The sequence below is a fragment of the Shewanella sp. 10N.286.52.E4 genome (assembly GCF_041468785.1).
GTDB lineage: Bacteria > Pseudomonadota > Gammaproteobacteria > Enterobacterales > Shewanellaceae > Shewanella > Shewanella electrodiphila.
Genome location: NZ_JBFRJJ010000064.1, coordinates 1 through 24,125 on the forward strand (window position 1 = coordinate 1; position 24,125 = coordinate 24,125).

The 24,125-nt window shown below is 39.6% G+C and carries 21 protein-coding genes; 14 read left to right on the plus strand and 7 right to left on the minus strand.

From position 1 onward, the window contains the following. Positions 1–468: 468 nt before the first annotated feature. From AB4153_RS20845 to AB4153_RS20870, 6 genes are all read left to right on the plus strand, one after another. Positions 469–1,146, plus strand: coding sequence for a glutathione S-transferase family protein (locus AB4153_RS20845; protein WP_371998541.1), 678 nt, complete (start codon positions 469–471; stop codon positions 1,144–1,146). 121 nt (positions 1,147–1,267) lie between these two features. After that, positions 1,268–2,395 carry a zinc-binding dehydrogenase gene (locus AB4153_RS20850; protein ID WP_371998542.1) on the plus strand — a complete coding sequence of 376 codons (1,128 nt, stop codon included), beginning with the start codon at positions 1,268–1,270 and terminating at the stop codon, positions 2,393–2,395. 793 nt (positions 2,396–3,188) lie between these two features. Beyond that, entirely contained in the window at positions 3,189–3,584 is a 396-nt protein-coding gene (locus AB4153_RS20855; RefSeq protein WP_102527913.1) for an STAS domain-containing protein, read from the plus strand. Between the two features lie 59 nt (positions 3,585–3,643). Further along, the gene (locus AB4153_RS20860) at positions 3,644–4,852 is read left to right on the plus strand and encodes a polysaccharide biosynthesis/export family protein (RefSeq protein ID WP_371998543.1); all 1,209 of its coding nucleotides are present in this window, start codon (positions 3,644–3,646) and stop codon (positions 4,850–4,852) included. Positions 4,853–4,862: 10 nt separating this feature from the next. Further along, on the plus strand, positions 4,863–6,440 hold the full coding sequence (locus AB4153_RS20865) for an exopolysaccharide biosynthesis protein (RefSeq protein WP_241906405.1): 1,578 nt from the start codon (positions 4,863–4,865) through the stop codon (positions 6,438–6,440). Further along, positions 6,380–7,663: an O-antigen ligase domain-containing protein gene (locus tag AB4153_RS20870; protein WP_371998544.1), complete on the plus strand. Its 1,284-nt coding sequence runs from the start codon at positions 6,380–6,382 to the stop codon at positions 7,661–7,663. Before AB4153_RS20865 ends, AB4153_RS20870 begins: the two co-directional genes overlap by 61 nt. Positions 7,664–7,850: 187 nt before the next feature. On the opposite strand, the gene AB4153_RS20875 is transcribed toward AB4153_RS20870, so the two are convergent. From AB4153_RS20875 to AB4153_RS20885, 3 genes are all read right to left on the minus strand, one after another. Beyond that, the gene (locus AB4153_RS20875) at positions 7,851–8,507 is read right to left on the minus strand and encodes a nitroreductase family protein (RefSeq protein ID WP_303512926.1); all 657 of its coding nucleotides are present in this window, start codon (positions 8,505–8,507) and stop codon (positions 7,851–7,853) included. A gap of 141 nt (positions 8,508–8,648) precedes the next feature. Further along, positions 8,649–9,194 carry a thioredoxin family protein gene (locus AB4153_RS20880; protein WP_371998545.1) on the minus strand — a complete coding sequence of 182 codons (546 nt, stop codon included), beginning with the start codon at positions 9,192–9,194 and terminating at the stop codon, positions 8,649–8,651. 264 nt (positions 9,195–9,458) lie between these two features. Continuing rightward, entirely contained in the window at positions 9,459–9,788 is a 330-nt protein-coding gene (locus AB4153_RS20885; protein ID WP_371998546.1) for a hypothetical protein, read from the minus strand. Positions 9,789–10,123: 335 nt separating this feature from the next. On the opposite strand from AB4153_RS20885, the gene AB4153_RS20890 reads away from it, so the two are divergent. From AB4153_RS20890 to AB4153_RS20915, 6 genes are all read left to right on the plus strand, one after another. Continuing rightward, positions 10,124–11,455: an oligosaccharide flippase family protein gene (locus tag AB4153_RS20890; RefSeq protein WP_371998547.1), complete on the plus strand. Its 1,332-nt coding sequence runs from the start codon at positions 10,124–10,126 to the stop codon at positions 11,453–11,455. 10 nt (positions 11,456–11,465) lie between these two features. Further along, the gene (locus AB4153_RS20895; protein WP_102527906.1) at positions 11,466–12,524 is read left to right on the plus strand and encodes a glycosyltransferase; all 1,059 of its coding nucleotides are present in this window, start codon (positions 11,466–11,468) and stop codon (positions 12,522–12,524) included. Between the two features lie 230 nt (positions 12,525–12,754). Continuing rightward, on the plus strand, positions 12,755–14,722 hold the full coding sequence (locus AB4153_RS20900) for a WecB/TagA/CpsF family glycosyltransferase (protein WP_371998548.1): 1,968 nt from the start codon (positions 12,755–12,757) through the stop codon (positions 14,720–14,722). A gap of 8 nt (positions 14,723–14,730) precedes the next feature. Further along, on the plus strand, positions 14,731–16,125 hold the full coding sequence (locus AB4153_RS20905; protein ID WP_371998549.1) for a sugar phosphate nucleotidyltransferase: 1,395 nt from the start codon (positions 14,731–14,733) through the stop codon (positions 16,123–16,125). A gap of 58 nt (positions 16,126–16,183) precedes the next feature. Next, positions 16,184–16,579: a glycerol-3-phosphate cytidylyltransferase gene (tagD, locus tag AB4153_RS20910; RefSeq protein ID WP_102527903.1), complete on the plus strand. Its 396-nt coding sequence runs from the start codon at positions 16,184–16,186 to the stop codon at positions 16,577–16,579. A 111-nt stretch (positions 16,580–16,690) separates the two neighbouring features. Next, the gene (locus tag AB4153_RS20915; RefSeq protein WP_371998550.1) at positions 16,691–17,941 is read left to right on the plus strand and encodes a CDP-glycerol glycerophosphotransferase family protein; all 1,251 of its coding nucleotides are present in this window, start codon (positions 16,691–16,693) and stop codon (positions 17,939–17,941) included. Positions 17,942–18,296: 355 nt separating this feature from the next. On the opposite strand, the gene AB4153_RS20920 is transcribed toward AB4153_RS20915, so the two are convergent. From AB4153_RS20920 to AB4153_RS20930, 3 genes are all read right to left on the minus strand, one after another. Continuing rightward, positions 18,297–18,662, minus strand: a complete 366-nt coding sequence (locus AB4153_RS20920; protein WP_371998551.1) for a hypothetical protein — start codon at positions 18,660–18,662, stop codon at positions 18,297–18,299. 185 nt (positions 18,663–18,847) lie between these two features. Further along, positions 18,848–20,152, minus strand: coding sequence for a nucleotidyltransferase (locus tag AB4153_RS20925; protein WP_371998552.1), 1,305 nt, complete (start codon positions 20,150–20,152; stop codon positions 18,848–18,850). Beyond that, positions 20,130–21,239 (minus strand): SAVED domain-containing protein, encoded by a 1,110-nt coding sequence (locus tag AB4153_RS20930; protein ID WP_371998553.1) that lies wholly within the window; start codon positions 21,237–21,239, stop codon positions 20,130–20,132. The genes AB4153_RS20925 and AB4153_RS20930 overlap by 23 nt, the downstream gene beginning before the upstream one ends. A 134-nt stretch (positions 21,240–21,373) precedes the next feature. Between AB4153_RS20930 and AB4153_RS20935 the strand changes: the two genes are divergently transcribed. Both AB4153_RS20935 and AB4153_RS20940 read left to right on the plus strand, forming a co-directional pair. Then, positions 21,374–22,252 (plus strand): WYL domain-containing protein, encoded by an 879-nt coding sequence (locus AB4153_RS20935; protein WP_371998554.1) that lies wholly within the window; start codon positions 21,374–21,376, stop codon positions 22,250–22,252. Positions 22,253–22,436: 184 nt separating this feature from the next. Then, a complete protein-coding gene (locus tag AB4153_RS20940; protein ID WP_371998555.1) occupies positions 22,437–23,642 on the plus strand; it encodes a hypothetical protein in 1,206 nt (401 codons plus the stop codon). A 260-nt stretch (positions 23,643–23,902) separates the two neighbouring features. Here the strand turns inward: AB4153_RS20940 and AB4153_RS20945 are convergent, their stop codons facing one another. Then, positions 23,903–24,073 (minus strand): hypothetical protein, encoded by a 171-nt coding sequence (locus tag AB4153_RS20945; protein WP_371998556.1) that lies wholly within the window; start codon positions 24,071–24,073, stop codon positions 23,903–23,905. Positions 24,074–24,125: the final 52 nt, after the last annotated feature.

Sequence of the window (24,125 nt, forward strand, 5' to 3'; positions counted from 1 at the left end):
GAAATGCTGTTGTTTCCCTTTTAGTCTGCTCTTTACAAAAGAATGGGCGAAGCGCCACGACTTTGATTTTTTCAAATGATAACTTCAAAATTTGAAACAAGCTTTAGGGCAAAAACGAGTTACCAGCATCTGCTTTGAAAATAATGATGGGTGTCATAATTGTTTTAATTGCCTTAGTAAAGCAACCCGCTTCGACGACTTTACTGAAATAGCGTATTGCACGTAGATGATCCAACAGGCTTCTCCATCAAATGAATATCTGAGTAATTAATTATCACCACCCATTATTGTCTTTAAAGCAATAGTGATTGGTGTATTTCCATATATATAACCTGATTAAAACAAGTAATAATTGGTTTAACTTAAAGATTGCAACCATGACCTTGTTGCAGCGTGATACAGACTGGACGTTAATTGTGCTTTGCAGGCAAAAGAAACCACCTTCACGTTTATGATGGAAACTTATTTATGATGACTTTGCACGGTTTTGCCGCTAGCAACTATTACAACCTAGTGAAACATGTACTGCTACACAAAGAACTACCGTTTGAAGAAAACCTAATTTACGGTGGTAGTGATAAGTTAATGGCAATTAGTCCTGCCGGCAAGGTTCCTGTGGTCACAACGGCTGAAGGCCTTCATATTTCAGAGTCGAGTGTGATTTGTGACTTTATTGAAGAGACGTACCCTGACAGCCCTCTCTACCCTGTCAATGCCACAGAGCGAGCGGTTGTGCGTCAAATTATGAAAATAGCAGAGCTTTATTTTGAACTACCAAGCAGACGACTAATACCTTATGCATTGTCAGGCACTGCAGCGCCGGAAACGGTTAAAGCGGAAGTTCGCCAAGTATTAAACCGTGGAATAACAGCCTTAAGTCGCTTGTGCCAGTTTTCACCTTGGGTAGCAGGTGAACAATTCACCATGGCTGACATCTATGTTTATTACGTAAATACCATCGTTAGCGCTTTTGGTTCTAGCCAACTTGATTGGGACATACTTGCAGAGGTTCCTGGAATGAAAGAGTGGAACGCCTCAATGAGTCAGTCCGCCATTGCCCAAAGCGTAGAGGCAGATCGCCTGGCAAACATGCCCGAGTTTCTCCAAAAGGTAAAAGCTCAGTTTCAAGCAGCAAATGCTGAATAGTGCTTAGCGATAAAAACAACCAATACTAAAATATTGACTTAAATTAATTACCAACAAATTACGGCCAATACAATCACGTTATTGGTTCATCGAATTTAGTTATTTGCAGGAGCAAAACGGCATGAAAGATACCAACATTCAACTGACTTCAACAATCAGCCAAGATAATAAATTAACCCTGGCTTTAAAAGACATCGAGATGCCACAACCTTCTGCCAATGAAGTGGTTATTCGCATTGAAGCAGCACCATTGAACCCGTCAGATTTAGCCGTTTTGTTCAGTGCTGCTGATATGACAACTGCGACAGAATCAGGCTCAAAGCAAAGCCCTGTTATTACAGCTGATGTTCCCGCTAAATTCATGCCTGCGGTTAAAACCCGAGTGGGTAAGGCAACTCCAGTTGGCAATGAAGGTGCTGGAACTGTCGTTGCAGCAGGTTCATCGCCTGCGGCACAAGCATTAATGGGTAAGACTGTTGCAGTCATTGGTGGTGGAACTTATCGTCAATTTATATGCGCTAATGTGCAAAGCTGTTTAGAGTTAAAACAAGGCACTACGGCTAAAGAAGGCGCATCTTCTTTTATTAACCCACTTACCGCATTAGCGATGGTTGAAACCATGCGCGCTGAAGGCCATAAGGGCATCATTCATGCGGCAGCTGCGTCTAACCTTGGTCAAATGTTAAACCGTATTTGTATTGCCGATGGCGTCGATTTAATTAACATCGTACGTAAAGCAGAACAAGAAACGCTGTTGCGTGATATGGGCGCAAAATATGTTGTTAACTCAAGTAGTGATACCTTTCTTGCTGACTTAACTGCGGCAATTATTGAAACGGGTGCAACGATTGCGTTTGACCCCATTGGTGGCGGTCAATTAACCAGTGATATTCTTAACTGTATGGAAGTTGCTGCGGCGCGTGATATGACAGAGCACAGCGTATATGGCTCAGACATTTTCAAACAAGTTTACATCTATGGCGCATTAGACCGTAGACCTATTACGCTAAATCGTAACTTCGGTTTTGCATGGGGTATCAATGGGTTCTTGTTATTCAATGCACTCGGTAAACTAGGAACTAAAACGGTGATTGCGATGCGCCAACGCGTTGCAGAAGAGATCAGCACCACTTTTGCTAGCCACTACACACATGAAGTGTCATTAGCAGAAGTATTAAAATTACAATCGATAGCGTCTTATTCTAAACAAGCGACTGGTGAGAAGTACTTAATTACACCTCAAGGATAATCAGGCATTAACTGATTGAATAAAAGCAGAGGACGATTATAGAACTCTGCTTTTTATTTGGTAAGCTCTCTTTTCTGAGCACGGCGCCAATTAGAAAAGTAGTTAAAATGCCTAGAATTGAAATGTGATGAGCTAATACTCTAGCTTGGAAAGGGGCCAAACGAGTTACCAGCATCTGCTTTGTACTTCATCAGTATTGGCTCTGTTACTGACAGTGATTACTTCAACCGAATCCATTGCTTGGCGTAATAAATGTATAGAATATACAAATGCCCCAACCACATGGTCAATGATGTTCCCAACATCATAATGACATTTCCCAAATCCCTATGGGCCAGATATGAACAAGCGACCTTATCTGCAGATACAACTACGACACGCTGCTTTGTTCATATAAGTTAACAGTCTTTGAAAGTACAAGCCTCTGAAAGTAAAAGCCAGTTAAAGTAAAAGTCCCTTAAAACTCGGCATCACAAATAACCTCCATATTCAACGACCCATTCGGCATCCATGAATCTCTCATCACGTGTCAACTTGGAACATAGTTGCTTAATAGTCATTGATTTAACTCTTCACGAATAAATAATCCCTTTTTGCAATTTGCAAAACGCAATAACAAGCATCAAAACCGTGTTGCAAACAGCAATTAACCTCATTGCAAACAGCAAACCATCAAACCAAATCGAAAAGCAAAACCGATAAACCACTGATTTATAACAACATAAAACCTGGCACACTAACTGCAATATCCAATTACAAGTACAAGAGCGTCATTTCAATCTAGGAGCACGTTATGAAATTTGAATTAAAAGTTGCCCAACATGCCAGCGTAGTGACCCTACCAATCAGAATGTTTATGGCGCACACACCGACTTATAGAGCGGCCCTTATCGATTACATCAATAGAGGTCATACCCGTTTAGTCATTGATATGCAGCACCTTGAATATATCGATTCCAGTGGATTATCTGTGCTGATTTCAGCGCGTAATCAAGCGCTGAACTATCAAGGAAACATTGTTCTCCTTTCACCATCACCCGCAGTGAGATCATTGATTGAATTAACCCGTTTACATCATATTTTTGAAATATTTGAAACTGAAACACTGGCGTTAGATTTTTTACGTCACAGCAGCATCGTTGAAGAGTCAGACTTTGATAAAAGAGTCATCGCCGATTTAGCTAGCTAAATAATGTCAAAGAAATTTGTTCTAAACCGTTCTAAACTCAACGTAAAGGGAATAACGCAATGAAAACGATTAATACATTAATTTCAGTCGCTATGATCGCAAGTTTAACCGCTTGCGTTACCCCTTCGCAGCCAGCACAACAAGACGTTTGTGATTTAGAAAAGCAGTTAACAAGTTGTCATTATTTTGGCCAGCAAACGCCTTATAACAGAAAAGTCAGTGCGGTTACCTCAAACCACACAACCTTTCCTACGGCGCCGATATTTGGCAATAAAGCCATGGTAGTCGATACAGAACAAGCATTGTCATTATCTGTCGGTGATAAAATTTCAATTAACATTTTGAACGGCGAAGAGTTCAGTAAAGATGTTGAAGTCGATGCCGATGGTAATATTTATCTACCCTATTTACCTGCCATTGAAGCAAAAGGGTTAACCCTTAAACAGTTAAACCAATTAATAAATAACTTATTGATAGATGAAAACTTAATGCTGGCACACGCGGTGCGCATCAGTATTTTACCTATCAGCTGGGCACCGATTGAAATCACCACTTCAGGTGCGGTATTTGAGCCCGGCCAGCATATGATCAATAAAAAACTACCAATAGAATTAAAAGATGACGGTAGCAACTACGCCGGTGATCAGGCGATAAAACGTAGTGTCGGCGCCGCAGTGAAATCTTCAGGTGGTGTTCGACCTGATGCCGATATTTCAGCGATAAAAGTGATTCGTGATGGGCAGGTTTTCAATATGGATTTACGTGGTATGCTAACAGGTGAAAAAGTACCCAGTATGACATTGATGGCTGGGGATCATGTCCATGTTCCATCAACACATTCTTTTAATGATCAACTCGCTAGACCATCGCAATTGACAGCACCAGGGATTAGGGTATTTATGTCAAACTTAACGCAGCCTGCAAGCTCAAATAGCCAATCAGCGGTCGACCGTGAGGCAACTCGTTTCCCTTATGGTACCCGTTTATTGAATGGCGCCATTGCAGCAAACTGTGTCGGTGGTGCGCAATCAACCAATGCTAGCCGTTACGTCATATTAGTAACTAAAAACCCACTCTCTAACCAGATTGATATTGTTGAACGTTCTATTGATGGACTGATTCAAAGTGCATGGAATGATCAATCAAACCCAGTATTACTCCCTGGTGACGGACTTGCCTGTTACGACTCACGTGTGACCAATATGCGTGAAATTGCCAGAACAGTAACAGAGCTAGTGGTACCAACAACACTTATTGGATGGTTGTAAGGAGTGAGTAATGAGCCGGATTCATGATGAAAAAAAGACTCAGAACAGCACGGATAGCACACCTAGCAACCCGGCCATTGAGCAAGCTATTGCAGCAAGCGCAACTGATTCAGAACAATCAAAAGATAATGAGCATTACACTGCAGATGAAACCGTTGAGCAAACCAGTTTCTCTGAATTAGCCTATCTATACTGGATTAAGCGTGCAACGCTAGAAGGCAGTAAATTAACCCCAAAGCTGCGTAAGCGTCTATACCTTAAAACAGCGTTTGGATCTTTATTGATAATCTGGATATTTGCAGCCATTTTTATCTACCTTGCGCCAACAAACTATGTCAGTAAATGGGTTTTAATTCTGCCTGGGGCTGCAGCGGGTTCATCACTGAGTTTAGATAGCTTAGGCCAGGCAAGTACATCAAGTATTTCACCTTATATGAGCTCAGCGATTGATCCTCGTGAGAACTATAAAGCGATTTCGATGAGTACCTTGCTGATGGAAAGTGCAGCCCATTACCTTGATCTACCCACGTCGGCAATCAATAAACCCAAACTCAAGTTGCCAAGCCAAACAGGTTTGATGGAATACAGCGTAAAAGCAGCAACGCCAGAAGCTGCACAAGAGCGCGGCTGGGCAATGTATCGCTCATTACAAAATATCTTAACTGACTTACGCGCAGATGAAATCGGTTTACGTGAGGTTGGCATTAAAAGAGGCCTTAAAAGCTATTCAACTCGCGTAAAAGAAACCCAAAAGCAATTACTTGATTTTCAATCTGAGCGTGGTTTAGTCACGCTAGATCAATTTAAAGAGTTGGCGATTACTATCGAGCGATTAAGACACAGTAAAGTCACCATTTTAGCTGAACTTGAAGGCCTTAATGCCAGTTATATCTTGTATGAAAATCATTTAGGCATTACAGATGCCCAAGCTGCTATTTTATTAAAATTGAACAACGACAAACTATTCCAACAGTTAGTTGAAAAACATAATGCGGCAAACACCCAGTATATAGAAAATGCAGGTCGCTTAGGTACAAGGCACCCTGTGTTGGTGTCATTGCAAGCTGAGTTAGATAGTATTTTAAAAAGCATGAAACAACGGTTTAAAATCATTATCGGTTTTCAAGATGATGACTTACTTAACCTGTTAACCCTTAATGATGTCGATGGCCGCGCGGAAATGATGCAAGAATTCATCAGCATTGCATCAAACCGTAACGCGACACAGTCTGAAGTCGACTCATTAACCTCACAGATCAATACCTGGGAGCAACGTCTGCAGCACAGTAATGATGACGCAGCAAAGCTTGCCGACTTACAACGAGAACATCAATTAGCCTCTGCAGTATTAACTTCTGCAATGGCCAAAATGGATGTAGGTAAATCGGATATTTATACCGCTTACCCAATGTTGCAATTATTATCAGCGCCCAGCTTGCCATCTTCTCCCGATAAGCTTGCCGTCATTCTTATTGCGTTCGGCGGATTGTGCGCCTCATTCATGTCACTAGTAGGATTATGCATTTTATGGATTCGCAAACCATTACTGCGGAAAATGTTGACGAAAAAATCATCTACAACTGCATAAGTTTTAGTTACTTATTTTGGTTGTTAGGTGCGTTATATGTCATTGCACCAGTGATTGCTTGGATTCTATTTTTACGCTTACTTTATAAAAAACTCGCTCGCCAGCCAGCGTCGCGCATTAGCATTAGCCATTATGTTTGGGTGTTGGGCATGTGGGTCATGTTAATCGCATTGGTAGTCGGCCATCTGCAATTTGGCCTTGGTACGGGCAAATTAATAAAATCCTCTATCGGTTGGGCGAAAGGCTGGGCGTTACTGGCAATATTTCCACTTATTGGTTGTATGCCTATCAGACCTGAAATCATTTATCGCGCCAGCTGCCGCGTTTGTAAGCATACGGTAATTCTATTCCCTGTATTTGTAATGGCTTGGGCAATTGGATTACCCAGCACGTTATATGTTTCGCCACTCAGTATTATTGGTGGCCCCGGTCCTGAGTTTTTCAGCGTGAGTTTATACGAAATCGACCCTGGTAGCGGTGTGCCCCGCTGGCGCTTATTCACCCCATGGGCGCCCGCTTTAGGCATGTTAGGTAATTTATATTTTATTTTTGCCTTACAAGAGAAAAACCAAAAATGGAAACGATGGGGTCTTGCTGGCAGCCTGCTCATGATTTTAATATCGCAATCACGTTTAGCTATTGCGTGCTATTTAGCCTTAATTGGTTTCTTCTCAACCTTACGTTTTGTTCGCTCTCCTTGGTTATACCTATTACTCGCTCCTGTCATGTTATTTGTTGGGGTCATCGGTGAATCATTGATAACAAAAATAGAGCAAAGTATTACAGCGGTAAAAGCAGCGCGAGCAGGTTCCACTCGTGTCAGGCAATCATTAGCAGATATCGCTGTTGAGAGATGGATGAACGAAGCCATCTATTTCGGACATGGGATTGTCGAACGTGGGCCTCATATGGTGGAATACATGCCAATTGGCTCTCATCACACTTGGTATGGGTTATTGTTTGTCAAAGGTGTAGTAGGCGCTATTGCATTAGCTATTCCAATGTTAATCACCTTTATTGCTTTGCTAGTTAGGCTATTTACCAATCCATTGGCCAAAGTGGGTATGGCCATTTTAATGCTGCTAGGTTTATACACCTTTGGTGAGAACTTAGAAATTTTAGCTTATTTATTTTGGCCTGGTTTAATCGTACTGGGTATGGCTTTAAGGGCGGAAGAACCAGAAGATGTCTATAACAGAGCGCAAAACCTTGAAGAAGCTTAAAAGCTTCAACCAATATAAAGTGAACATCGTTTGATACTCATCATTTATAAAGGTCGCTTAGTTTGATGGATCAAATATTCACTTTTCATCATGAATATTTGATTTGACGAACAGCTAAAAGCAATCAACATCGAACACCTAACTAACTGAAAATATTAGCTAGGCTCGATTATCTATGCTGAGCAAATTATAGAATCGTTAATACCTGCTCTTTTGCTAAGCGTGATTTAGGTAACTTAGCATTGTAATCTTCTTCGCTGTGATGATAACCAATCGCCAGCGCCACCTCACATTCAAATCCACCGAGTTCTTCGGCAAATGTTTGATTAATCATTGCACTATCAACCCCTTCCATTGTGGTTGAGTCAATCCCTAAGCGGGCCAATACATGTAACGTATTACCAAGCGCTAAATAGGTTTGCGATTTAGTCCAGGCCGCATTATTACCCTGCTCGTCAGTATTTAAGTCAACAAAAGCAAAACCACCAAATGCAGCCTCTCTATCTTCAGGCTTGGTACGATTATCTACAATACCTTTATCAACAACTTGTGCATAATCATCACGGGTATAGTGCGGGTTATGGGCAAACAAAATCACATGGGAACAAGCCTTGATATGAGGCTGATTAAACTGGAATTTATTAGCAAAAGTATCATGCATTCTTTGCTTTGCGGCATCACTTTCAATCACAATAAATTTCCAAGGCTGTGAGTTAATTGACGATGCAGATAAACGCATCGCTTCATATATCACTGCTAAATCATCTGCTGAAACGCGCTTGATTGGATCGTAACGCTTTGCTGTGTAACGGCTACTTAAATCATTAATAATTGGATGGGTCATAATTTGCTCCGTGTCTATCTTGTTGCTTCATAATTCGTTATTTATTTTAAGGCTTGGGTTTAAACGCTCTGATTTTAAAGGCTTTGAGTTTAAAGGATTTGGGCTTTACCGCTCATAGCTTTAGAAATACCGGCTTGATAATTAACGCCATTTGATTGAACAACCCATGCTCGCGAACTGCTCTTCAGGGCCTTTACCTGTATCTGCAATCATTAGCATCGCATTGAATAACTCAGGGATACGATGGTTGCTGTCAGCCATTTTCACATCGTCTAATCGACCTCGATATTGCAACTCACCTGCACTATTGAACCCAAAGAAATCAGGCGTACATACTGCATTGTATTGCTGGCCAACACGTTGATTTTCATCAACGAGATATGGAAATGTAAAACCATGTTCTTTGGCGAACTGTTTCATGTTTTCTGGAGAATCTGCAGGCACCGCTAAGTAATCGTTAGACATCACAGCTAATACGTTTATGCCTTGCGCCATTAAGTGCCTTGTATCTTCAGCAAGTTTAGCCCCTATGCGCTTAACATAAGGGCAATGATTACAAATAAACATGACTAACAAGCCCTTTTCGCCTAAATGCTCACTCATGGTAAAAGACTCACCGAATGCATCTTTTAATGTGAACTCAGGTGCTTTCCAGCCAAAGTCACAAATTGGGGTATCTAACAGCACTGTCTTCTCCTTAAAATCAGATTCATGTGGGATTGATATAAATATTAGATTGTTGATTAAATCCCTTAGCGTAATTTAAATAAGCACATACAATCTGTAATATGAAATTAGCTTACGACACTTAAATAAGTGCAATCAGCTAAGTGCATTCGAGCTTAGTACTCTTTTGAGTTAAACAAACTAAAACTAACCTGTTATCAGTGTCGATTAAACAGGTTAATGTTTGAAATACTTTCTCATTTCATTTGATAATCGAGCAGGTTTCTACCGCAATGCCATCTGAGAATGGATGTAATCGCACCATTCAATCGTGTCTCTTTCAGGGACTTCTGTTTGACCTCTAGCGCCAAGCTTAAACTCAATCACAGATTTCCATTCTTCAGATCCAATATCTGGTCCGTGCCCTTGCCCATCACCTGTTAGTAATTCCTGTTCAATTTGATTGAAAAATTGCTCATTACAGAGGTGTTCTTGTTTTATTGCAGTATCACTTTGCTCAACTTGTTTGCTAATACCCTCTTTTACTACTGAAGGTTCACTGCAAGCAGATAACAGTGCTGCGCTCACTATCACACCAATAACTAAAGTTTTCATATCACCTCAATGTCCATCTGATTTGCACTCAATTTAGCTTATCAAGTCCATATTGTTTCAACATTAATCCGCGCTATTGGGCTAGGCGCCCCATCTTATACCAGCTTATAACGACACTTTTTTCGCACTCAAACCATCATGTTTGCATGTTGCAATCTGCAACAGTGCTCTCTCAAATTGCTAAAACAGAAATTAACCAGCATCCACAAGCAACATAAAACCACTATAAAACAATAATTTAAAAACTGGCACGATAACTGTAATACCCAAGTATCGACGCAGTTTGTATTAAGTTTCAATCAGCAAATTGCAATTCATTAATAAGGGTAGCGGTTATGCAAAACATCACCAAGCTTCAAGTTGAACAGAAGCAATCGCTGAAACAAAAGCTAGCACTTAATGAGATGCTAAGTCATGGCATTCGTTCATTAGGTAAAAACCTTTTGTGGTTAGCGAGCGCACAGTTCAGTGGTCGAGTGGTGAGATTAGGCGCAAGTGTTATTACCGCACGTTTACTTACTCCTGAGATATTCGGTCAAGTTGCCATAGTGCTAACTTTGTTCGAACTAATCTGTACTCCAACAAGACGTATCACCTCAGCTGCGTTAATTCGTATGAATGATGCTGACTTTAGCGATAACTTAGCCAGTGCCAATTCAATTAACTTTGCTTCTTGCATCACAGCCTTTGTATTAATGAGCTTAATCAGTTTGCCGTTAGCTTATTACTATCAAGATAGCCAGTTAATACTGCCTATTTTATTTGTCGCTAGCAGCTACTTATTGCTTCCATTTGGCATGCTGTACGCCACGGTAAATTTACGTAACAACAATATGCGTAAAGTCGCTAGCGCTAACCTTTGGCAAACCATTGGTGATGGTGTGTTAACTGCAGTATTAGCGTTAAGTGGTTTTGGTATATGGGCCATTATCATCCCTAAAGTGGTCATGGTATTTGTGTGGATTTACATCCATAAAACTGCAACGCCGTTACCAGCTTTTACCCAAGCGGTTTCGTTAGAACGAATTAAATCATTACTCACCTTTAGTGTTCCAGTTAGCTTGAGCGACTTAATCAATACCCTAAGACAGAGCATCGATTATCTGGTCATTGGGTATTTTATGGGAGTTGAAGCACTAGGTGTTTACTTCTTTGCTTATAACGTGAGCTTAGGCGTCAGTTTAGGTTTAGTGCAAAGTTTCGGCACCGCTTTTTACTCACACCTTTGTAGTGATAACGATGATTTAAGTGTGCAATCTGCACAGCAAAAATACCGTAACAGCGTTATTGCAATCACAGCAATTGCAGCGCCAATCATCATCTTGCAAACCAGTTTAGCCCCACTGTATGTCCCCTTTGTATACGGTGAGCAATGGTTATCAACTGATGCACTAGCCGTTTTTATTTTCTTATGTTTGAGCGGGTTAGTTCGCCCAATGGCAGAGGCTGCAAGCCAGCTACTACTTGCCAACGGCCATAGTCGCTTAAATTTCAATTTGAACATCGCTATCACCGCTTTGCTAACACTGGTCATCAGTATTGCAAGCCAGTTTGACTTAACCACAGTCGCACTGAGCGTGATGGTGACTTATTTAATCATCATGCCTTGGCTTTGCTGGTACAGCAGCCGCATCTCATTTAGTCAATCAACTGTTAAACACAGTTAAGGAAAACACTATGACTCCAAGAATCTCAGTAGTAATGCCTGTTTATAACGTTGAAAAATTTGTTAAAGCGGCAATCGAGTCTGTACTAAGCCAGACATTTGATAACTTTGAATTATTGATTATTGATGATCGTGGTGATGACCGCAGCATTCAAATTTGTAAGCAGTTTATAGGCGATCCTCGTGTGCATATTATTCGTCATGCAAAGAACAAAGGATTAGCAGCTGCGCGAAATACAGGTATCCGTCATGCGTTAGGTGAGTTCATCGCTTTCATCGACTCTGACGACTTATGGCATTCTGAAAAGTTGGCTCGTCATGTACAGCATTTAGATAATGACAGCCAAATCGGTGTGAGCTTTTCTCGCTCAAGCTTTATCGATTACGACGGTAAATTTATCGATTTTTATCAAATGCCTAAACTAAATGATATCGATGCAGCTCACTTACTTTGTCGTAACCCTGTGGGTAATGGCAGTGCACCAGTCATTCGCCGCACAACACTTAATGACATCCGTTATCAGTCAATGAGTACAGCTGAACGTTATAGCTGTTATTTCGATGAAACCTTCCGTCAATCAGAAGATATTGAATGTTGGTTACGCATTGCTGCTACGACATCGTGGAAAATAGAAGGTTTACCAGAGCCTTTAACCTATTACCGCTTAAATCATGGCGGCTTATCAGCTAACTTACTGAAGCAGTACGCATCATGGGAAAAGATGATTGAAAAAGCGCGAGACTTTGCCCCGACATTACTCGCTCGTCATGAAAAAGCCGCTAGAGCGTATCAATTACGCTACCTTGCAAGACAAGCGATTCGTTTAGGTGATGGTAAAGCAGCAGTTGAATTAGTGAATAAAGCGATTGCAACATCACCAAGTATTTTACAGGCTGAAACAGGTCGTACAGTGACCACTTTAGTTGCTGCATATGCACAATGGATAATGCCAGCCTGGGGTTATATCGTAATCGAGGGAGTGGGACAAAAATGCATTAGTATCATACAAAAAATGCGTATATCCCGTGACGGTGTCACCAATGAGTTCATGCAAGATAATAAGTTTTAATCTACTTCATGATAAATAACTTATTAATAAAAACCTGTATTCACTATCCTAAAAATGACTTTGCAGTGTGGTTCGCATTCTGCAAAGTCAGTGTTTAACCTGAAAAAACTCATTTTAAAAACCTTCAACAGAATCACATATAACCCCATAAAATCAGTTAATTAAAAACATTGGAACACTTCCTGCTATATCAAGGTATCTGATTAAAAAGCATTATTGTGAGGCTGCCGATGAAAACAACACACTTAGATAAAAACCAAGATAACCCACCTATCGCTATTTTAATATTTGATTGGGTCATCGCGCTATACATGATGATTATCGTCAGTCCAATTTTAGTGTTCAAAACTTTAATGCTAGCTTGTTCAAAACAGCCAGTATTTGAAACCCTTTACATTCACTCTGATAACAAAGAAGTGCCTATCTATCGTTTTTCTCAAGGTCGATTTAAATCATTACCTTTGTTTTACAGTGTTTTAAAAGGCGATATTGGTTTACTAGGCAGTGCGTTTGAGTACGCTGTGTTTGAATCAACCCAAGACAACAGCCGTCCAGGAATGTTATCGGTTGAGCAAATGCAACGTCGAATGGGGATCCAACATATCGATTCAGGTTCACAAGCATCATCGGGTTTAATTCATTACATCATTAATATTCTTAAGTGTTTATTCAGCAAACTGGTCGTTGTCTCTACTCAGCTTAATTACCCCGCTCAATTTAATTTATTAGGGGTGAATATCGATAACAACACCATGAGCGAAAGTGTGGATTTACTTATTCGTTCTGCTCAATCAACAACCACAAAACAATTTGCCTTTGTAAATGCGGATTGCCTTAACCTTGCAGCAACTAATAAAGATTACCGCAATACCGTAAATCAGTGTGACCAAGTTTTTGCAGATGGTAGCGGAATACGTATCGCCTGTCAGTTACATCATATTGGCCTTAAAGATAACGTTAATGGCACTGATATGTTACCGCTGTTGTGTGAGCAAGCGGCTAAGCAAGGTATAAAAATATTCTTCTTAGGCGGTCAAAACGGCACAACTGATGAAGCGGCTGCCAACCTTCGCAAACAGTTCCCTAACCTTGAAGTGGTTGGTTGTCATCACGGTTATCTAAATAAAGAAAATGAACAACAAGTGATTGAGCAAATAAACCAATCCGGAGCTCAGATTTTGCTAGTTGGTATGGGCGCACCAAAACAGGACCAATGGATTAGTGATCATAAAGCTGAGCTGAATACTGGCGTAGCTATTGGTGTCGGTGGATTGTTTGATTTCTTTGCTAATAACGTATCAAGAGCACCCGTTGCCCTAAGACAAGTGGGTATGGAGTGGATTTGGCGTTTAGGCCAAGAGCCAACACGAATGTGGAAGCGATATGTTATCGGTAATCCATTATTTCTTGCTCGTGTATTAAAGCAAAAACGTTCAAGTAATATGCCTGTGCACTTTGCGAATACAAGCAGCGCGAATAAAAGCAGCGCTAATTCAAACCACTCGGCTACAAGCAAACAGCCACAGCCGATGCTATCGGGGTTAGGCCAAACCAACACACAGAATAAACGTCGTTGGTATTTCTTTGGCATCAAATGTGGTCAATTTGCAAAACGCACATTTGATATTGTGGCCGCTAGCATTTTGCTAATCGTATTAGCACCGTTATTCATGTTCACTGCGTTAAGTATTCGTATTGAGTCGAAAGGTGCGATCTTTTTTTCACAGGTACGAAGTGGCCGAAATAACCAACCTTTTACCATGTGGAAGTTTCGCTCAATGTATATTGATGCTGAAGAAAGACTAGAAAAAATCAAACAAAACAATGAAATGCAAGGTGGCGTCTTATTTAAAATGAAAAAAGACCCACGTATTACCACCATAGGTAAGCTCATCCGCAAAGCGTCTATTGATGAGTTGCCACAGCTTTGGAACGTGTTAATTGGCGATATGTCATTAGTTGGCCCAAGACCTGCACTACCTAATGAAGTAAGCCAATATCAACTAAGTGACCGTCGCAGATTGGGAGTTAAACCTGGTATTACCTGCATTTGGCAAGTAAGCGGACGTTCAGATATTCCTTTTGATAAGCAAGTAGAACTAGATATTGATTACATCTACAAGCAATCACTAAGAGAAGATATCAGCTTGTTATTGAAAACCATTCCAGCAGTACTTTTGGCGCGTGGCGCCTACTAGGAGATGTTATGCAGGCTATCGTATTTGCAAACAGAAACGGAAATGAATTAACCCCTTTAGATCAACACTATTGCCCAGCTTTGTTGCCTGTCGCTAATAAAGCCTTAGTGGAATATACCCTAGAGGATTTAGCTTCTGCAGGAGTGACAAATGTAAAAATGGTTATCAGCCACGATGCTAAAAAAATTGAATCGCAAATAGGTAATGGTGAACAATGGGGCTTAAACATTGATTACTTTTTAAGTAAGCCAGAAGAACACGTTAACAGTGTGCTATCACGTATGAGTATTGATAAAACCGCACAAGCATTAGTTGTACGTGGTGATATGTTACGTAGTCCTTGTTTAGCGCGTTTCATTGAATTCTCACGCTTAATGCCATCAAAGTTTGTACATGCAAAAATGGCGCAGCGTAACCCTGCAATGATGATGCTACCTGCTGGCTGGAAGCATAACCAATTATTAAATTGGCCAATAGAAACGACCGAAGTTGATCATACAAACAGTGTGGCACAGGTACTTCATGGGGAGTGCTTTTATATTGATAGCCTAGCAGCGTATGTAGCCGCTTCAAATTATGTGATAAATAGTCAGGATTTTTGTGTTAAAGGCCGCACAATTAATACCAATCAGCCACAGAGTTGTTTAGTGGTTGAAGCTCAGTGTCAGCTACCTGATTTATCAGAAACCGATGTATTTGGCGCTATTGGTGAATACACCAAAGTATCCAGTAAGGCACAACTTTCTCAGGGCATTGTGGTAGGTGAATATTGTTTTATTGAAGATAGCCAAATCCAAAATAGCATTATCTTACCTAACACCTATGTCGGGCCTCAATTAAGTGTTGAAAACAAAATTATCTCACAAGATCTCATTATTGATCCGCAAACCAACAGTTGGAGTAAAGTTGAAGATCAAAGCTTAATAGCAAAGTCGACTCAAGAAGCCACTAACTACAACGGCATTTTTCAGCGTGCAGTATTAATGTTCCTATACCTTTTATTATCGCCTTTGTTAATCAGCCTTTTCTTAGGTTCATTAATTCTAAAACCCAAAAAACCTATCGTATCTGAGACCGTAATTAATAACGAACAACAAGCCGTAAAGGCGCATAAATTCAATATTGATAGTCCTGCTTTTGCTTTATTACCGCAGATTTGGTTAGTGATTAAAGGCGACTTGAACCTGTTTGGCGCTTCCACTAAATACCAAAGTAAAGCTGATGATTCAACGACCTATGGCGTATACGGCCCAGTACAACTTAACTTTGATGAATCAACCCCGATTGAAGAAGTGAAAATGGTTGAGATGGAGTTTGAACAATCTAAAAAGCCATTGTATCTAGTGAACATGTGGAAAAAGCAATTTGATAAGTCCAATCCCGCAATTGAAATGAAAAGCTAACATCTACTTATTGATTTAAATCGACTCACATTTTTAGTCTCGATAAAGGAATAATATTATGAAAACCATTATCACCTACGGCACATTTGATTTATTTCACTTTGGTCACGTTAGACTACTTGAGCGCTTAAGTAAGATGTGCGACCAATTGATTGTGGGCGTATCAACTGATGAGTTTAATGCACTTAAAGGCAAAGCAGCTTTTTTTAGTTACGAGCAACGCAGTGAAATTATTAATGCCTGTAAATATGTATCTCGAGTAATACCTGAAAATAATTGGCAACAAAAAGCTCAGGATATTGAGCACTATAATGTGGATATATTTGCTATTGGCGATGACTGGAAAGGACAATTTGATCACCTAGCAAGTCAGTGTGAAGTGCTCTACCTAACCAGAACAGAAGACATCTCAACCACTGAAATTAAAAACAATTTAAGCACCACTATGAGCTAGGAATCATTGAGACTAGAAATATAATTGTGATTATCAAATATTCATCTTGGCTCAGCAAAAATAAATGCTATCTTTGTATTTAAAGGATTTTTATAGTCACGGAGAGATTATATGAGCCAATTCATTGTTAATTGTATTAGATATATCGTGACGCAATCTTTGTACTTTATTGGCGGTTTCTGTCCTCGCTCCCGCAAAGCTGTGATGGGATGCTATAAGAATAAATTTGCAGATAACAGTAAGTATTTATTCTTACATTGGCAGCAAGCATTAACCATAAGGGCTATTTGGATTAGTGGCGATAAAGTACTGGTAAACCAACTAGTTGAGCAAGGATATGAAGCGTATACAAGATGGAGCTTTAAAGGCATTTATCATGCTTTAACGGCTAAATATTATGTGTACAACAGCTATATTGGCGATATTAATCAATATTTCGCCAGGGGAGCAATAAAAATAAATCTGTGGCATGGCTCACCATTAAAAAGAATTGAATTTGATATCAATAATGGCCCACTTTTCAAGGTTTATCATCCACAAACACTGCACGATAAATTCATTTCAGCAGCACAGTACCATCAACAAAAAGTTCGGCCTGATCATATGATTGCACCGAGTGATTTGGTTGCACGCTTATTTGCTGGTGCCTTTAGAATTAGCGAGCAACAAATGATATTGTGCGGTAACCCTCGTACAGACTATTACAAACGTTACCCTTCAAATATAGACACTCATAACCAGTCGAAAACCTCTGTCATTGAAGAACTAAAGCAAATCAATCAGGTAAAACAAGTGTTGCTTTATGCGCCTTCTTGGCGAGACAGTTCAGCGCTTTCTAACCCATCACACTCTGAGGTTGCTCATAACCCTTATACTAAAGCGATTAACTTTGAAGCCCTATCGGCATCTTTAGTCAGTAACGAGCAACTGTTATTACTCAGGCTCCATCCCAATGAAGCAAACCTTGCTGATGACATAAAAAACTATCCGAATATTTTAAACATTTCCGATTGGCAAGATACTTATGAAATCATCAATGATGTGGATTTATTGATTACTGATTACTCATCTTTGTATATTGATATGCTACAAACCAAAGCTAATATTGTCTTTTTTCAATTTGATCAACAGCAATATCAAACCGACAGTAGGCAATGCTATCCCTATGCCGATGAAATACCCATGGCTGGCGAGGTGTTAATTGACAACCTGCAGCTCGCAGACTATTTACAAAATTTAAGTCAAAACCAGAATATTACCTCTTTGACGAACAAAAAAAATAGAGCAGAGTTAACTCAGCTCTATTGGCAATATCAACACAATGAAAGCTTCATTGAGCTGGATAAATTAGTCAACGCATAACCGCATAGCGTTACGGGTAGATTTTTATAACTTTTTTAATTAGCCAGCTTTTATCAAAATAGCTAACTTTTAGATTTTGGTAAAAGCAGCAGGAACGCGACTATGCAGCGTTTCTTTGAACTAAGCTAATTAGCGCCAATACTGCTATAACACACATTTGGACAAAAGTGACTTAGAGTTATAGCTCTTAAGATGACGAGTCTCATTAGGGAAAGTATGGCTATCAGATATACGGTAACACCAACTTAAGTTGCAGCCAATCCATAATAGCTGATATGAAATACCTTAAACAAAAACCAACCCGAAGTAGAAATGTCATAGGTTGGCTGTTAACTTAAAGCATTTTTTAGATACGCTAGTCGAGTTCTATTTCACTATCTATTGACACCTCTTCATCAGTTAGATCTCCACCACGAGAAATTTTCACGTTGAATCTTTTAAAAGATGAGAAGAAAGCTTCAAATGACATATTAACCTTTATCTTTCTTATTGAATCGTCACTTTCATCTTCTAGTAGGGCACTAACCCAAACTGGCTCATCATCGTTTTCTACAGCCATATCACTCACAAACATTTCGACACCAACCAGATGCTCTGAATCTTCTGCATGCCCTTCATCTCTCAACCAAGCAATCAGGCTTTCATCATCTGAAACATCAGCGGCAGCGGTGCCTATATGATCATTATATTGAACTGTTGCGGTAAATTTTTCAGTATACATCGTATAGCCCTCTACTTCTTATTCTTAGGTCTAGGCACAACTTACTATAGTGGTACGGTGAATTTGGCCACCTTGTTAAATGTGATATCATCACCTCATAGGTTGACAGGATCATTTACCATCACCGTTAGTCCATACAGTAACTTGCTTCCAAAGACGGACTTCTATTATTGTTCCAGTGTACATTATCGAATATTAACTCTCATCTCAGATTCAGCAACGACAGCCCCATTCCTAACAATCTCACAAATCATCTTGTGTTTTCCTCTGTAGGCAGTGTGTTCCCAGTTTATAAGTTGCCCAGTCGTTCTCTGATGAGATAGTTCTTGAGCTTCTTCAGCTTCATCTCCTGAGTTTTCTACTTTCCAATTAATTTCGTATGGATATGGAACATTTGTTACGGCAGTGAATTTAAGGTGCACTCCCTTTGGTAGGAACCGGCCATTCGCTACAGACGCAGCTTTAAGACGACCCTCTTTTGTATTGGCAATACCCATATTTAAATTAACAAAGAAAACACTCAATTTTTTGCTTAAATCTTCGGCTACAAGCACCTCATTGCTCCAATAGCTATGTTGAAATAAATAATTCCAGGCTTTTCTAGCTTTAGCGTATGTACAATCATCTTTAAAAAGCGGTTCTAGCTTGGTTTTTACAGAACCAAGTCGCTTCTTAAGGTTTTTTACTTGAGTAAGAAACTTCTGTTTTTCAGTTAAGTCTTTAGAAGAATCGGTTGGATTATAAACAGTAGGGTAGATATCTAATCTATTTTTAATGGCCACAAGAGTATTGTATAGCGCAATGTCATCTCTATCGTTATCTGGTTTATAGCATTCTGCAACAAGGACTGATATCACAAGGCCACCAGGCAAATTCCACCCCTCTCTAGCTTTCGTAAATGCTTTGATCCAGCGAACAATACGTCTCATCTGTCGAATTTCAACTTTTGGTTTTGACCATACTGTTGCTTTAGGGCTTTTGTCATTAACTGCCTGAGTAAACCAGTTCGTTATAGCTTTAGGGTCACGTTCCGCCCAATCGGCTCCAGCATGCTCTAGTATTTCATTGCCTAACCAATCTTCACTCCTTCGATATACGGCTATATCTACATGATAACCATCAGAGTACCAAACAGTAACAGCATTAGTTCTAGCTTCAGGATCTTTTGTAAAACCTGATGCTTTTTTATTTAAAGCTTCAGCGACCCGTTTTCGCGCATTCAATGCCGAAGCTGGTAGATCATCTTTTTCAAAAATAACCGCGATATCAATATCGTAGTCGTTGTTCTCTGATTTGTTGGCAGTGTGCATTGCAATACTGCCTTGTAGTAGGTCTTTAATAAAATTTGGCTTTTCCAATTCGCTTAAGCCATCTGTGAGTCGTTTTAGATTAATGAGCTTTAATTCTTTTAATGTATCCCTCTCACCTTTGAGTCGCACGTGATCGTTGTAAAATTCGTTAAGTTGACTATGCATATTGTATTGAGTCACGCTCTTCTCCTTTTTCCGTAGTTTTAGAAATATGTGCAGGGTTAGAGCCATTGAAAGATAATGACCAGCTGTATTTAGGCGATTCTTTAACTGAGTAATTGTGGATCACTATTTCAGAGTCTATTCGTTCACTTATTACTCGCCCAAGGGCAAAGGCTAGCGATACAGGACCAGAATAAAAAATATGAGTTTTATCTCTATTAGGGTAAGCATTTTTAATCTGCTCAAGGCTGCGTCTGAATACTTTGCATAACTGTTCGATTTGCTCCTGACTACAAATAAGCTGCCTTTGAGGCATCAAGGCTTCAATATTTATTCTGGCTAGTTCATTGGTGATCTCTAGTTCGTCAACTTCAGTTGGATGAACTGGATAGCTGATACCAATAGTTACAATTACATTTCCAGAGGCTGCATTTTCTTCTAGTTCATTCTTATTGTTCTTTAAATCAAGTGGTGATGAAATGCTGCCAAGTTGGTTCCATCTTCGTTCCGTATTATTCAGCTCGTACAACTGGATATGGTATTTATTATCAGATAGTAAGTAGCCTAAATAAAACGCTAAGGGGATATGTGTTAACCCGTAGTAAGCAAGAGGAGTGTCACTGTTCGCTTGTAAAATACCATCCAGTTGATCGGGAATTCGGTTTAATGCTCGTAGCACAGAGTTATAATCTTCCAGAATCCCGCCATTATAGGAATCACTATGATCGACAGCTAGCTCACTGTAGTGCCAAAGTCTCTGTATATAAGGGAGATCACGCTTTATTGCTTCTGGAGGAATATCAGCTACAGAAATATGTCGGATGCCCAGAATTTCTTTGTTCCGTGCTTTCTTGCTTTCCCAGACATTCAAAAAAACAAGCACAAGACCTATGAATATGAAGACCCAGCCAGTAGTAGGCGATTCCTCAAACGGCTTGAGGTTAGATTGCGTCACTTGGAAGTAAAGTGTATTGGCGAGCCCATACCACCATTGAGGGGTTAGCGCAGCGATACCGCTTAAAATGAACATCGTCGCAGCCCATTTACTAAGCTTTTTAGATATACACAACTTCAAAATCTCTAGAATAAACTCCTTATTGTTCAATTTCTCACCCACTCAATGATTATTTATATCTCATATCGTAATCATTTTGATGATGACTGCAAGTATAAATGGATTAGATAGTTACTAATTGTTAGAATTACTGGTATTGAAGATGTTGGTTAGGAATATTATTAATGGACAATATAAATCAAACGCAAAAAGAGCGTCTTTCACATATCGATTTTAGGCTCTACTTTTTAGGCTCTGTCGGTCGTAATGATTTAGTTAAACGCTTTGGGATAAAAGAAGCGGCTGCTACCAGAGATCTTGCCCTTTACCGTGAGTTGGCATCAGAAAACTTAATTTATGATACGAAAGCAAAAATCTATATAGCAACTGCTGGATTTAAACCGTTATTTGAATACCAACCTGAACGAGTTATGTCGGCACTCTCGCTAGGCTTTGGTGATGATATAGTTTCAGACCACAAGCCCTTTGTAAGTTGTGAGGCACCTTCACAATTGAATAAGCCTCAGATAGATGTTTTGGCAGCTCTAACTCAGGCTATTTATTCCAAATGCCCAGTATCCATACAATACCGGTCTCTAAGTAGTGGCTTTACCGAAAGAGTGATAGTTCCATTTTCTCTAGTCGACAATGGTTTACGTTGGCATATAAGAGCTTATGACCGTCGTAGAAATCAATTTACAGATTTTGTAATAACACGTATTTCTAACCCATTTAAACTGCCAGAAAGCCCAGTGCAAGATAATGAGAAACAAGAAGCTGATAATCAATGGAATCGCATTGTTGAATTAGAGGTCGTAGCCCATCCAAGATTAGAACATAAAGAAACCATCGAAGTTGATTATGGAATGAAAGGAGGAGTTCTAGAGCTTAATGTTCGCGCAGCAGTCGCTGGGTATCTATTACGTAGATGGAATGTCGACTGTACAGCTGGAGCAGTACTAGATGGAGCTGAATACCATTTATGGTTGAGTAACCGTCAAGCATTATATGGAGTAAATAACTTGGTAATTGCCCCCGGTTTTGAGCAAGATCCATTAAAGTAAATTATGCCACACATAGTTAATCAATAACTTACAGACCTATACCTGGCGAAAGTTAATCAATGAGTCAAACATACGATTTATTACTTGTCTAATTGCAACGTTTCCCGTTTTTACACTTAACTCTTTATACTCACAACTCTTTTGTGTATAACCCATAAATGTTTCAACAAAGAATGAGGCTCATATGTACAGCAAATTTGTAGCTAAAGAAAAAGATGTGTTTGCCACCCCACTTTTTATCTTATCCATTGTCATACCGCTACTTTTAGCTACATCTGTATGCTTTGCAATTTACCATAGTGACAGTTTTTCATCTTTTCTAAGCCAAATTTGGGCAACTATGAAGCTGCCCATCGCAATAGCCTCTTTATCGATTCCTCTTGCAACATGGGTAATTGCTAACCATCGTTCTGCACAAATTGCTAAGTCCAACAAACTGCAAGAAGCCAAAAGGTTAGTTGAAACCTACCTTGAACAAGAAAGTTTCTTCGAGCGAGTTTATGGGCGAAAAATAACCACAGCAAAATGGAGTTTCATCACGACAGAAGATCTACCAGTTATACATGCTGAACTGTATGAGTTTCATAAACTACAAGACAAAGGCGAAATCAAAGCTCGCGATAATGTTGCTGAAGATGTGAAAACATACTTCGAAGACACTAACAAAGTTTTCAGGAAGTTTTATGAACATTTTGTTCAAGAAAAAGAAAATGATAATAACGATTTTCTACTTGAGTCTTTCACCCTCCAACTCTATAAAATTTTGCACTATAGATTAGCTCACTTCTCAAGTGTTTTTGGAACTCAAAATGTTGATGTGAATGTAACAAGTTTAAGTACTTATATCTCAGCGTACTTTGAGATTTACCAGCTATGTATTTATTTAAATATCTCTACGAATGACATTAATGACGATAATATTCGAGATGACTACGAAATATTTTCAGCAGTCGCAAAACTAATTTCAGATAGTTTTGGCCTACAACTAGAAAGCGCGACTTTGGGCAGGTTCAAACAGGATATAGAAGTTAAAAGAATGGTCAAGTTTGCTACCGCGGCACCGCATATTCAAACTATTAACCAGCTTATTAATGAATGGTCTGAGAAGTTTACAAATAAATTCCAGCACCTTAAGTTGCTACCAGTAGATGGTAAGTATTTGTCCTTTAGGCTGTACACAGAAGACCACAAAGACTGCATTTTAATGAGCTTTATGGAAACAGAAGAACAGGAGTACTTCGGAGTAATTCAATTCACTAAGGGAACTGATAGAGAGTTCATGCCCATCTATAAACATGAAACAGGCATCTCTATCCACAAAGATGCAACAAGTGCAGAGAGAAAAATGACAACCATCATCACATTTATTAGCCTGCATTCACCAGTTTAAATCAGTTAGCTTCATTTCTTAAAAAGCACTAATAATTAAGACTGACCTTTTATCCAATTCGATTCATTTCTATATGAGTGTTTGTGATCAACTAGAACAAAAGTTGTCCAACATATTGGCCACTACATAAGGCGCCTAGTTATTAGATTTTGTATAGAGAATGTAATTAAACGTGTCGCTACGAAACATTAGCTACAACAAGCTTTGGGGCAAAAGCGAGTTACGAACACTAACTTTATACCTTATTCAAATTGGCTAATTTACTTAAGGGCAACACCGCAAGCTAATCCATTGCCTGCCGCAGGCTTATGTGCAGATGCATCCAAGACACGCCGTAAACACATCCATGTGGGCTCTGCGAAAACATCCATGTTTTCGAAGGTCTTGAACGCATCTACACTGGGATTATTGTCTCTTCGATTTAACTGCATTCGTGACAATTAAAAGATCTAAAAGACCAAAGATCCAGTATCCAGTATCCAG

Excerpts from the sequence above, each read along its gene's own strand:
- AB4153_RS20845 (WP_371998541.1), top strand. The coding sequence starts at position 469 with ATGATGACTTTGCACGGTTTTGCCGCTAGCAACTATTACAACCTAGTG.
- AB4153_RS20850 (WP_371998542.1), top strand. The coding sequence starts at position 1,268 with ATGAAAGATACCAACATTCAACTGACTTCAACAATCAGCCAAGATAAT.
- AB4153_RS20855 (WP_102527913.1), top strand. The coding sequence starts at position 3,189 with ATGAAATTTGAATTAAAAGTTGCCCAACATGCCAGCGTAGTGACCCTA.
- AB4153_RS20860 (WP_371998543.1), top strand. The coding sequence starts at position 3,644 with ATGAAAACGATTAATACATTAATTTCAGTCGCTATGATCGCAAGTTTA.
- AB4153_RS20865 (WP_241906405.1), top strand. The coding sequence starts at position 4,863 with ATGAGCCGGATTCATGATGAAAAAAAGACTCAGAACAGCACGGATAGC.
- AB4153_RS20870 (WP_371998544.1), top strand. The coding sequence starts at position 6,380 with ATGGATTCGCAAACCATTACTGCGGAAAATGTTGACGAAAAAATCATC.
- AB4153_RS20875 (WP_303512926.1), bottom strand. The coding sequence starts at position 8,507 with ATGACCCATCCAATTATTAATGATTTAAGTAGCCGTTACACAGCAAAG.
- AB4153_RS20885 (WP_371998546.1), bottom strand. The coding sequence starts at position 9,788 with ATGAAAACTTTAGTTATTGGTGTGATAGTGAGCGCAGCACTGTTATCT.
- AB4153_RS20890 (WP_371998547.1), top strand. The coding sequence starts at position 10,124 with ATGCAAAACATCACCAAGCTTCAAGTTGAACAGAAGCAATCGCTGAAA.
- AB4153_RS20895 (WP_102527906.1), top strand. The coding sequence starts at position 11,466 with ATGACTCCAAGAATCTCAGTAGTAATGCCTGTTTATAACGTTGAAAAA.
- AB4153_RS20900 (WP_371998548.1), top strand. The coding sequence starts at position 12,755 with ATGAAAACAACACACTTAGATAAAAACCAAGATAACCCACCTATCGCT.
- AB4153_RS20905 (WP_371998549.1), top strand. The coding sequence starts at position 14,731 with ATGCAGGCTATCGTATTTGCAAACAGAAACGGAAATGAATTAACCCCT.
- tagD (WP_102527903.1), top strand. The coding sequence starts at position 16,184 with ATGAAAACCATTATCACCTACGGCACATTTGATTTATTTCACTTTGGT.
- AB4153_RS20915 (WP_371998550.1), top strand. The coding sequence starts at position 16,691 with ATGAGCCAATTCATTGTTAATTGTATTAGATATATCGTGACGCAATCT.
- AB4153_RS20920 (WP_371998551.1), bottom strand. The coding sequence starts at position 18,662 with ATGTATACTGAAAAATTTACCGCAACAGTTCAATATAATGATCATATA.
- AB4153_RS20935 (WP_371998554.1), top strand. The coding sequence starts at position 21,374 with ATGGACAATATAAATCAAACGCAAAAAGAGCGTCTTTCACATATCGAT.
- AB4153_RS20940 (WP_371998555.1), top strand. The coding sequence starts at position 22,437 with ATGTACAGCAAATTTGTAGCTAAAGAAAAAGATGTGTTTGCCACCCCA.
- AB4153_RS20945 (WP_371998556.1), bottom strand. The coding sequence starts at position 24,073 with ATGCAGTTAAATCGAAGAGACAATAATCCCAGTGTAGATGCGTTCAAG.